Below are 11731 nucleotides of genomic sequence, written 5' to 3' on the forward strand. Positions count from 1 at the left end.
GAGTATAATGGCAGAAAAAAGAAGTTTATCGGGAGTTGAAAAATTTGCCTATGGTATAGGAGCTGTTGGAAAGGACATGGTTTACATGCTTTCAGCTTCATACGTACTTTACTATTTCCAGGACATCATGGGAGTCAATGCAATTGCGATGGGTATTATCCTTTTGGTTGCCCGTGTATTTGATGCATTTAATGATCCAATCATGGGTGTAATTGTTGCAAAGACAAAGACTCGTTGGGGAAAGTTCCGTCCTTGGCTTTTAATTGGAACTATTACAAACACAGTTCTTTTGATTTTAATGTTTTCTGCACCACCAGCAGCTACAGCTAAGGGACTTGTTGCTTACGCAGCTGTTACTTACATTATGTGGGGCGTTACATACACTATGATGGATATCCCTTACTGGTCAATGGTTCCAGCTTTTACAGATAGCGGTAAGGAGCGTGAAGGTTTATCAGCACTTGCTCGTTCATGCGCTGGTGTTGGTTCCGCACTTGTTACTATCGTTACAGTTATGGCTGTTGCAGCTCTTGGTTCAAAAGCAGCAGCAAACAGCACAGACAATATTTTAAAGACATTTGATTCTAGCAATACTAACTTCAGTGTGTATGTTGTAGAGCGTGATGCAGACGGAAATCCTACATCAAACACAAGCACAGTTATTGGAAATGATATTGTTCTTAATGTAACAGGTATCCAGAAGGTATTTGACGGTGTTGTAGATGAAGAAAACGGCTACAACGGCGTTGTATCTTTAAATGGTGACAACACAAATTATAGCTTTACATATGGTGATACTACTTATGTAGAGGGAGATGATTGTGATATTAACGTTGCTATGGATAGCGTCGACTCAGGAGCTGTTGCAGTTGCAATTTATGTTCCTAGTGATGCATTCAACCAGCTTATGAATGGTGAAGTTGATCTTAGCAAAATGACAATTGATATGACTTCTACAATGGAAGTTGAGCGTCTTGGTTTTAAGTACTTCTCAATCATCATCGGTGCATTATTTATTCTCTTTATTGGCATCACATGTGCATGTATTAAAGAGAAGTCTACAGTAGATATGCAGACAGCATCAATTGGTCAGATGTTTAAGGCTCTTATCCAGAATGATCAGGCTATGACAATTGTTATAACAATCGTTCTTGTAAACACTGCACTTTACATTACATCAAACCTTTTGATTTACTTCTTCAAATACGATTTAGCAGGAAGCAATTGGCAGGGAAATTACACATTATTCAACACATTTGCAGGTGGTATGCAGATTCTTGCAATGATGATTTTATTCCCTCTTCTTAGAAAAGCCTTTACAACACTTCGTATTTTCTATATTTGCGTAGCAGCAGAAATAGTAGGATACATCGTTCTTCTTGTAATGGCACTTAGCGGAGTTACAAACGTATTTATTTTCTTCTTACCAGGCTTCCTTATCATGTCTGGCGCAGGAATTCTTAACGTTGTAGTCACAGTATTCCTTGCAAATACAGTAGATTACGGTGAGCTTAAGAACTATCGTAGAGACGAATCAGTTATTTTCTCTATGCAGACATTCGTTGTTAAGCTTGCATCTGGTATTGCAGCTCTTGTTGCATCAGTTTGTCTTGCTATTTTCAATATCCAGAAGGATAGTGCAGCAACACTTGATGTGGCTGGTCTTCAGGCAAAGGTTGCAAACAGTGGACTTCTTGAGTCTATTGATGCAAATTCAGTAATCGGACTTAGAATGATTATGACAGTCGGACCAACAATCGTTCTTGTTATTGCATTCTTGTTCTTTAGAGCAAAATACATTTTGACTGATGAAAAGCTTGCTGAGATTTCAGACGAATTAAAAGCTCGTAAATAAAATATATGTTAAGATTAATCTTGTAATTTTTACAGGAGTTGGAGGTTTTTAGATGATTAAAGCTGATGGAAAGGTATTTTTCTTAAATACCAAGTCAACAACATACGCATTTCGCGTAATGGAAACAGGTCAGCTGGAACATATGTATTACGGAAGGCTCATCAATTGCGATGAGCCATCTGTGCTTAAAGAAAAGCGTGCATTTGCTCCAGGCAATACTATTACATACGATGATGCACACCAGGATTTAACATTAGAGGATGTTAGACTTGAGCTTTCTGCAATTGGTAAGGGCGATTTAAGAGAGCCTATGCTAGAAGTAATTTGTGCTGATGGAAGCACATCATTGGACTTCGTTTATGATTCATATGAGGTTATTTCAGGGAAGCCTGAGTTCAAGACTTTACCAAGCTCATATGACGAATCAGGCAAGGTAGAAACTCTCAACGTAACCATGAAGGATAAGAATCACGGATTCACTTTGATTCTTTCATATTCAGTGTTTGAAGAGTGCGATGTAATTACTCGTTCTGCCAAGTTTATAAATACTTCAGATGAAAGCGTTCGCCTTACACGTATGCTTTCTATGCTTATGGATTACGATCATCCAGGCATGAAAATCACATCATTCCACGGTGGCTGGACACGTGAGATGAACAAGAGTGATATTGTTCTTCCAGCTGGTAAGTTTGTTAATGCATCATTTACAGGCACTAGCTCAAACAGATGCAATCCTTTATTTATGATTTCTGAGCCAGATTCGTGTGAAGAGTCTGGAGATGTTTGGGGATTTAACTTACTTTACTCTGGTAATCATTACTCAGCTACAGAGGTTTCTTCATTTAAGAAGACAAGAGTTGTATATGGAATCAATCCTCAGAACTTTGCATGGGATTTAGCAGCAGGAGAGGAATTTGAGGCACCGGAAGCAGTTCTTACATATTCAGCAGCTGGTTTCAGACAGATGAGCCTTAATATGCATGATTTCGTTCGTGAGCATATTACACGTGGCCCATGGAAAAAGAAGGAACGCCCAGTCCTTATCAATAGCTGGGAGGCTTCTTATTTCGATTTTACAGAGGGTTCACTTTTAAAGCTTGCAAAGACAGCTAAGAATGCTGGCGCAGAATTGTTCGTTATGGATGATGGCTGGTTCGGCGATAGAAACGACGATCACAGAGCCCTTGGCGATTGGGATATTGTTAATAAAAAGAAGCTTCCAGGTGGCTTGGAAGGTCTTTCAAAGAAGGTAAACGACCTTGGTCTTATGTTTGGTCTTTGGGTTGAGCCAGAGATGATTAACGTTGATAGTGAGCTTTACAGAAAGCATCCAGATTGGGCTATCGATATTCCAAACATGGATCATTCAGAGGGACGTTTCCAGCGATTGCTTGACCTTTGCAACCCAGAGGTTGTAGATTACATGATTGACAGAATGAGCGAGGTATTTTCTACACCTGGTCTTTCATACATCAAGTGGGATATGAATAGAAACTTCTCAGATTACTATTCAAAGTATCTCCCAGCTGATAAGCAGCTTGAGGTTAGCCATAGATATGTTCTTGGCTTCTACAGATTGTTAAAGACATTGGCTGAGCGCTTCCCAGAGATTCTGATGGAAGGATGTGCTTCAGGTGGAAACAGATTCGACCTTGGTGTGCTTTGCTATTATCCACAGATTTGGGCAAGTGATAATACAGATGCTGTCAGCAGACTTGCAATTCAGGATGGATACTCATATGGATATCCACAGTCTACATACACAGCACATGTTTCTGCATGTCCAAACCATCAGACACTTCGTGTTACACCGCTTGAATCACGCTTTGCCGTAGCAAGCTTTGGTGTACTTGGATATGAGCTCAATCTTAACGATATGAAGTCAGAAGATATTGCAGCTGTTAAGGCACAAATCGAGCTTTACAAGCAGTATCGTAAGACATTACAGTTTGGCGATTTCTATCGCCACAGAGCGGACAACATTTATCAGTGGAGCATCGTTGATAAGGATAAATCTACATCTGTTTCAATGCTTATGCAGCGAGAAATCGTAGCAGGAGACCAGTACTTGAAGCTTGAGATGGCTGGCCTTGATCCGCAGACAAAGTACCACTTCTTTGGACGCAAGCTTGAATATAACGTAAAGGGATTTGGAGATTTGGTAAATACAGTTTCTCCAATTCATATTAAGCAGGATTCACTTGTACATAATCTTGTTGCAAAGTTTGTAAAGATGCCTGGTGAAATAGAAGATTACGTGGCTTATGGAAACACACTTAATTCTAACGGAGTTAAGCTTGTACAAAGCTTCGTAGGTACCGGCTTCAATGAAGAAGTTCGCTACTTCCCAGATTTCGGAGCACGCCTGTATTTCGTAGAGAAAGCTGACGATTAAATATGTATTAAAAAGAGCCTGTAACTATCAAGCTCTATGTGTTACTCAAGGAGAACTTTCCATGTTCGACGGAGTAATACATAGGCTTGAGAGTGTAACAGGCTCTTTTCCTTATGCTATATTAAAATAATTCATCTTATCGTTGAGGCTTACGGCAAGGTCCTTGAGCTCGGCTGCGGCCTCATTTATCATAGCGAATGTTGTGTTGAGCTCTTCCATAGAAGCAGTTGTCTCCTGTGAAGATGCTGCATTCTGCTGAGAAATAGCAGAGAGCTCTGAAATAATATCATTGAAGCTTGCCTTAAGGTTGTTAAGAAGTTCAACCTTATCAGCAATTGTCTTTGTACTAATATCAACGCTGTTTACGTTGCTAACAACTCCATCCATATCTGTCTTTGTGCTGTTAAGCTGAGCGTTTTGCTTGTTGAATGCTACGTTAAGCTTTTCGATAGTATCAACACTCATCTGTGATTCTTCTACAAGCTTATCTACGATTCCATTAATTGAAACAGCTGCATCCTTTGACTGGATAGCCAGGGAACCAATTTCAGACGCTACAACGGCAAATCCTCTACCGTATTCTCCAGCTCTGGCAGCCTCGATAGAAGCGTTAAGAGAGAGAAGATTGGTCTGCTCTGAAATAGATGTGATAGCACTTGAAGCATCAGCGATGTTTTTAACAGCATCGTTTGTAGCCTGAATCTGGCTATGGATTTCTGTCATGGCTACCATAACCTGTTCGTTCTGAAGCATAAGCTCGTTGATTGCATCAACAGTGTGGTTCGCATCTTCAAGCATTTCTGTAGCAGCCTTTGAAAGCTCCTTAACACTTGAAGTGATATCATCAATGCTTTCACCCATTTCTGTAGTGTTTGATAATGAATTTTCAACGTTTTCAGCCTGAGCTACTGCGCCCTTGCTGATATCTTCTACAGCGTTTGCAACCTGATCTGCTACATGAAGGGCAGTATCAGCTGATGTTGCAAGGTTCTCACCAGATTTTGTAACTTCTTCTGAAAGATCAAGAGTTGTCTGGATAACATCTGTAAGTTTATCGCGAAGCTCTGCAGAGCTTTCTGCGATTACACCAATTTCATCAGTTCTGTCAAATGTCTGGTTATCTATGTAGAATGAAAGCTCACCGTCTTCAAGCTTCTTTAATCCGTCTACGATATCCTGAATAGCTTTTGTAGATCTATGTACTAACCATTTTCCAATAGAAAGGTTAAGGAAGAAGAAGAAGACATAAACTCCCATGATGATTAAGCGAGCATGCCACAAAGCAGCTTCTACTGAAGTTGTATCTCTACCTGCAAATACCATACCTACAATTGAACCGTCGGAATTAGTAAGAGGTATGTAGTATGCGTACCATTTTCCTTCGATGCCATCTATAGAAAAGTTTGTTGCAAGATATTCTTCTCCGTTTGTGAGAACTTTTTCCACTACAACATCTGAGGCTTTTGTTCCTTCCATACGCTCACCAGTCTCAGAATCAACAAGAGAAGTGATGTAACGGGTATCTCCGTAGAAGACTGTAAAATCCATTCCGGTCTTCTCGTGCAAGCTATCAAGCTGTGCCTGGAAATCATCGTGTACAGCAAAATTTGCTTTAAGAATAGTTCCATTTGAAGCAACTGACCAATCACCATTCCATTCGTGGTCCATTGCATCCATAAGGAATACTGCAGATGCATGAAGCTCTTCCTCGAAAGAGTCATAATATGCTTTCTTGACGAAAGTGATACCAATAATGGCGATTGTTGTGGCCATAAGTAATGCTAACGCAGAAGCTAATAATAATATCTGGCGCACTAATTTCTTGTTCTTTTTCATGTTAAACCTTTCCGATTGCAATACAATCAAACTCGACAATAAAATAAGCATGGGACATATAATATGACACCATGCTTAGAATTCGAGTGTATATTTTAAGTAGTTGCAACTGGCTGACATTTTAAAGTCCCTATAGTTTTGCGTCGCAAGCTTTCGCTTGTTTTGCCCATATAAAGTGTTTGTTCACAAATATTTCACAATTTGCTTGAAAACAGTCACAATTATATATGCTGATTTTTAGATTGGCAACTACTTTTGTTAATTGTTTATCATTTTTGACAGTTTTGCATAATTGAATTGGTTTATAGAATAATTTTATTGTACATGCTTATCAATATAATTGCTTCTGTACTTGCTGTATACAATCTTCTGAGATTTGTAAAGGCCTGTATAGCCTGATACCCAATAGCTGAATGCTACGGCCAATAAGAAGTAAGGCATTGGCTCGTAACCAAAGAGCTCGAAGCAAATCAAAAGGCTGGAGATAGGGCAGTTGGTAACACCACAAAACAGAGCGCCCATTCCTACAGCAGCCATTAGAGCTGGAGGAAATCCTATTAAACCACCGATTGCTGCTCCAAGTGTGGCACCGATGAAAAGAGTAGGAACAATTTCACCACCTTTATAGCCGCAGGACAATGTAAGGGTGGTAAATACCATTTTTAAAAGGAAAGCTCCTAACCCAATGGATGCGCCTGTGAAGCAGGACATTATTATAGAAGAACCTGTGCTGTTGTATGTTTGATTTCCAACCAATAATGTAAGAACCAAAACTGAAGTACCACCGACTATTGCTTTAATATATGGATTGATGATTTTGCCGCTAAGGAATTCTTCGTATTTGTGGAGCATAGTGCAGAATAATATAGAAGCAAATCCACATATTATTGCAAATATACAGATGATGATTGCTGTTTTTATTGTAAACTTTGGAATAACCTCAATTGGGTAAATTTCAGCGCCAAGTCCAAAGTATGCAGCGATGTATCTTGCTACAAGGGAAGAAATAACGCATGGAACAAGTGCTGCGTAGTGCATGATTCCAACTGAAATAACCTCCATGGAGAAAATAGCAGCTGCCATTGGTGTGCCGAATAAAGCAGAAAATGCTGCGCTCATACCGCACATAATCATTGTCTTTTTGTTGGTATCACTAAGGTGAAGGACACGTCCAATACCATTTCCGATGGCACCGCCCATCTGTAAAGCCGCTCCCTCACGACCTGCAGAACCACCTACCAAGTGAGTAATTAATGTAGCTATAAAAATAAGTGGAGCAAGTCTAAATGGAAGACGCTCATCTGACTGAATAGCAGCAATAACAGTGTTTGTTCCGCTGTCTTTTACCTTAAGAATCTTCTTATATATAAATGTGATTATAACTGCGCCAACTGGCAAAAAATATATAAGCCATGGATTGGATTCACGGACAGATATAACTTTTCGCATGCTAAGTCCAAAGGCGGTAGCAAATAATCCTACTAGAACACCTATTACGATGGATGCGATTGTCCAGCTGAAAACAGACATTGCTCGATGACCATTGTGATCGATTTTGTGAAATAACGTTTCTTTAAATTCTCTATTATCCATATTTTCCCTCTTTGAATTTTATATATTGTATGCTAACACAAATACATTGACTTTGCCTGATAAAATATACAAAATTATCTTAGAAATATTATTTGGGAGACAATATGGAAAACGTATTTATTGTAAACAAAGCGAGTAGAACAGGAAAAGCTGAAGGTGTTTGGAATAAGATAGAAGAATATCTTAAAAGTGAAGGTGTAGATTACGAGGTTCACTTTACAGCCAAGGCTTATGATGCAACTGAATTTGCAAAGAATGCCACATCTTCGGGAGAGGATGTTCATTTATTTGTTATGGGCGGAGATGGCACTTTAAATGAAGCTCTTAATGGAATAGTAGATTTTGAACATACCTTATATACACCGCTACCATCAGGCTCTGCCAATGATTTTGTTAAGGGCATCGGATTGGAAGGAAGCACCCTTGATATTTTAAAACGAGCCCTTAAGGATGATGGGTTCAAAAGCATTGATATAGGAAAGGTTACATATAATAAAGATGGAGAAGAGCAAAGCAGACTCTTTGGTGTTAGCTCTGGTATAGGGGTGGATGCCTATGTTTGTTTGCAGGCGCTCACTAGTAAGCTTAAGACTTTCTTGAATAAATTTGGTCTTGGCTCAGCTACATACGGCCTTCTTACTGTTGGTGACATTTTTACAATGCCATTTTCAGATGCAGTTGTTACTACCTATTTTGATGGAGAAAAAGAGGAGCGAAATATTAAAAGCACCATCTTTGCGGCGGCTATGAATTGCCCGGCGGAGGGCGGTGGCATTCCTATGGCTCCAAAGGCCACAGTTGACTCCGGATATCTTACAGCTTTTATTGCTCATGACATAAGCAGAATAAAATGCTTCGGTTTGCTACCATTTTTGGTTGCAGGTAAGCATGAGGGGAAGAAGGGATTTGATTTATTAAAATTTAATAAATTGGAGATATCTATGAATGACCAAATGTGTGTACACGCAGATGGAGAACATGTTGGATTTTATAAAAAAATCACCTTTGAATGTTTGCCCTCAAAGTTGAAAATTAGGGGTTTTTAAGGAATACAAATTCTTAAAAATGTATTAAATTTTTATTAAGTAAATCATTGTTATTTTCTTGACGACCAAGTATAATAGAAACCGAGGGAAAGAGAAGAAGTTTCTCTTTTAATTTCTAATAATTATTAAGGAGGATGGATATGTTTTTCCAAATCACTAATCTTTGGCAGATCCTTGGCTGGTGCCTTGTATTTGCAGGATTAATTCTCATGAACGAACTCGGCCGTCGTACAAAGGTCGGCGGAATGATTATCTTTGTAATCATCCCATGTATTCTTACAGTATATTTCATTCTTGCACACGTTGGTTTATTCGGCGGTGCAGCAAACCCAACTGTTGCTTATATGGATGGTTGGTTCCACTACTTCAAGCTCTACGCAGCAGATATCGGATGCGTCGGCTTCATGATGATCAAGTATAAGTGGGGCATTGGTAAAGAAAAATGGTTTGCTTGGTGGCCATGGTTCATCGTAGCAGCAAACATCATGATTGCTAATGTTTCAGATATGGAGTCTGCTCTTGCAGCATACTCAATCACAGGCGACCTTTCAGGTGCTTGGTGGTGCTCAAACGAAGGTGTATTCATCTACGGTGGATGGTGGAACGTTGTTAACGCTCTCGCAGGTATGATCAACATCTTCTGTATGACAGGTTGTGTAAAGCTTTACACATCAAACGACAAGAATCAGGCAGATATGATTTGGCCAGATATGACAATCTGGTTCATCATCGCATATGATGTATGGAACTTTGAGTACACATATCTTAACCTTCCTACACATACATGGTACTGTGGTGTTGCACTTCTTCTTGCTCCTACATTTGCTAACGCACTTTGGAACAAGGGTGCATGGATCCAGAACCGTGCTAACACACTTGCAATCTGGTGTATGTGGGCTCAGGTAGTACCTCTCTTCCAGTTAAAGGGTACATTCGCAGCTGTACTTCCACGTGTATACGGTGGCGCTACAGAGGCTGGTGTTACAACAATGGATCTTTATGAGAAGGCTATCGCTCTTTACAACGCAGGCCAGGGCAAGACAGCAGCAGCAAACGAAGCTATCGCAGCAATGGGTATCACAGCTGATCCTTCAATGCAGGGATTCGTAGCTATGATGGCACTTGCAATTAACGTTGTATGTATCTCTGTTATCATCAGAAACGCAATCAGAATCGGTGGAAACCCATATTCAAACTGCGTATTCGAAGGAACAAAGGACTTCGACGAGGCTATGGCTCGTGCAGCAAAATAATTCATGAGACTTTAAGGCATCCGCTTAGGCGGGTGCCTTTTTTGTGCTCATCAATATTTAGTGAATGGTATTTTAAATTCATCTAAATATAGGTATAATATTCACAAGAATATGAAAGATTGCGAGTGAGCAGCATGTTGGGAGAGAATAATGTATAAAGTTTACTATATAATGCATAGTAGCTTCCTGGTGGAGCTTGATGATAGATATTTGTTATTCGATTATTTTGATAAGTCGGTGGTGGCAGATACTGTTCAGTTTCATGGTTGCCTGCCTGAGCTTGATCCTAATAAATATCTCTATGTTTTTGCGAGTCATAGTCATAAGGATCATTGGTGGTTAGAAAATCTTCGTCTTGCAGATTCAAGAGACAATATCAAGTTTATATTGTCGAAGGACATTAGATTAGGCCGCAACTATCTTATTAGAAATGGCTTTGATTTATCCATAAAGGACAAGATTCAGTTTGTAACATCCATGAAGAAGTATCAGATGGATGATATGACTATAGAAACCCTTCGTTCTACAGATGCGGGAGTGGCATTCGTAATCAGCGTAAAGGGCATGAACATTTACCATGCGGGGGATTTAAACTGGTGGAATGCTGAAGGTCGAGGAGAGCTATACGGCGAAGTATACGGTCGCGAGTACAAGCGAGCTTTAAAATCTATTTTAAACAAGCATTTTGATATAGGGTTTGTTCCATTAGATTCTCGAATGGGGGAGGATGGATATTTCCTTGGCTTGGATTACTTCATCAAAAACATCGATTGCGACAACATCTTCCCGATGCATATGTGGGGAAATTACAAATGGATTGAACGATTCAAAAGTCGTCCAGATATTGCAAATCTTAGGGAGAGAGTTGTGGATATAGACAGGGAAAATATGATTTTTGAGATAGAGGACTAGAATGGTTTTTAGCAAGAGTCTTACAGCGGAAGAATTTAATCCAGAGATTATCATGAATTCTGGCCAGGTTTTTAGAATGAAGAAGGAGACTGCCGGTGCTGATGGCATGCCTGACACCTATAGTGCCTGTTCCGGTGATAACGATGTGTATTTCTACCTAAATAAGGAGAAGGACACATGGGATTTTGCCTGTGAAGAAAGTCAGTGGGAATTCTGGTGTAGATATTTCGATTTCGACACAGATTACACTTCTTACAACAATATCATCCGCAAAAGCGATGATAAGTTTTTAAAGGATTCATTGAAGGATGCTTTCGGAATGCGTATCCTCAGGCAGGATTTGTGGGAGGTTTTCATATCTTATGTGATTTCTCAGAATAACAACATTCCTAAGATTAAGAAATCCATCCAGATTCTGTGTGACAGATATTCAGATGGAATTCATTTTCCAAAGGCTGATGTGCTGGCGTTTATTCCAGAAGCAGAGCTGATGGATGGCACAGCCCTGGGCTATCGCGCAGACTACATAAAAGGAATATCGGAAAGAGTAGCAGCGGGAATGCTTGATATTGAAGCTATTAGCAAGCTACCTTACCAGGAGGCTATGGATGCCCTGCTTAAAATCAAGGGCGTAGGGCCTAAGGTGGCAAATTGCATTATGCTTTACGGATTCCATTTTATGGAAAGCTATCCAATTGATACATGGATGAAGAAGATTATCTCGGAAGATTACAGTGATTACACAAAAGATGCTTATCTTGATTATATAAATAAAGAGTATCCTGGCTTTCAGGGGTATGTTCAACAATTACAGTTTTATCATAAGAGAAAAGGCTGAGTA

At 39.6% G+C, this 11731-nt stretch carries 8 protein-coding genes, 1 pseudogene and 1 riboswitch; of the genes and pseudogenes, 7 read left to right on the plus strand and 2 right to left on the minus strand.

Going from position 1 to position 11731, the window contains the following annotated elements; genetic code table 11:
- Window positions 1-7 precede the first annotated feature (7 nt).
- From BM102_RS14705 to BM102_RS09300, 3 genes and pseudogenes are all read left to right on the plus strand, one after another.
- A pseudogene (locus BM102_RS14705) lies at window positions 8-535 on the plus strand (MFS transporter); the annotation flags it as partial.
- The gene (locus BM102_RS09295; RefSeq protein ID WP_143085484.1) at window positions 515-1855 is read left to right on the plus strand and encodes an MFS transporter; all 1341 of its coding nucleotides are present in this window, start codon (window positions 515-517) and stop codon (window positions 1853-1855) included. The pseudogene BM102_RS14705 and the gene BM102_RS09295, both read left to right, overlap by 21 nt.
- 52 nt (window positions 1856-1907) lie before the next feature.
- Entirely contained in the window at window positions 1908-4250 is a 2343-nt protein-coding gene (locus BM102_RS09300; protein ID WP_090481320.1) for an alpha-galactosidase, read from the plus strand.
- Between the two features lie 111 nt (window positions 4251-4361).
- Here BM102_RS09300 and BM102_RS09305 read toward each other — a convergent pair whose 3' ends face one another.
- Both BM102_RS09305 and BM102_RS09310 read right to left on the minus strand, forming a co-directional pair.
- The gene (locus tag BM102_RS09305) at window positions 4362-6086 is read right to left on the minus strand and encodes a methyl-accepting chemotaxis protein (protein ID WP_090481323.1); all 1725 of its coding nucleotides are present in this window, start codon (window positions 6084-6086) and stop codon (window positions 4362-4364) included.
- A 101-nt stretch (window positions 6087-6187) separates the two neighbouring features.
- Window positions 6188-6263, minus strand: a riboswitch (cyclic di-GMP riboswitch).
- Window positions 6264-6401: 138 nt separating this feature from the next.
- Window positions 6402-7679 (minus strand): chloride channel protein, encoded by a 1278-nt coding sequence (locus BM102_RS09310; RefSeq protein ID WP_242942924.1) that lies wholly within the window; start codon window positions 7677-7679, stop codon window positions 6402-6404.
- Window positions 7680-7783: 104 nt separating this feature from the next.
- Between BM102_RS09310 and BM102_RS09315 the strand changes: the two genes are divergently transcribed.
- From BM102_RS09315 to BM102_RS09330, 4 genes are all read left to right on the plus strand, one after another.
- The gene (locus BM102_RS09315) at window positions 7784-8725 is read left to right on the plus strand and encodes a diacylglycerol/lipid kinase family protein (protein WP_090481326.1); all 942 of its coding nucleotides are present in this window, start codon (window positions 7784-7786) and stop codon (window positions 8723-8725) included.
- A gap of 140 nt (window positions 8726-8865) precedes the next feature.
- Window positions 8866-9978: a DUF5692 family protein gene (locus BM102_RS09320; RefSeq protein WP_090393745.1), complete on the plus strand. Its 1113-nt coding sequence runs from the start codon at window positions 8866-8868 to the stop codon at window positions 9976-9978.
- Between the two features lie 150 nt (window positions 9979-10128).
- On the plus strand, window positions 10129-10890 hold the full coding sequence (locus BM102_RS09325) for an MBL fold metallo-hydrolase (RefSeq protein ID WP_090481328.1): 762 nt from the start codon (window positions 10129-10131) through the stop codon (window positions 10888-10890).
- A 1-nt stretch (window position 10891) separates the two neighbouring features.
- Window positions 10892-11728, plus strand: a complete 837-nt coding sequence (locus tag BM102_RS09330; RefSeq protein ID WP_090481331.1) for a DNA-3-methyladenine glycosylase 2 — start codon at window positions 10892-10894, stop codon at window positions 11726-11728.
- Window positions 11729-11731 lie beyond the last annotated feature (3 nt).

It is taken from the genome of Pseudobutyrivibrio sp. JW11 (genome assembly GCF_900115355.1).
Classification (GTDB): Bacteria; Bacillota; Clostridia; order Lachnospirales; family Lachnospiraceae; genus Pseudobutyrivibrio; species Pseudobutyrivibrio ruminis.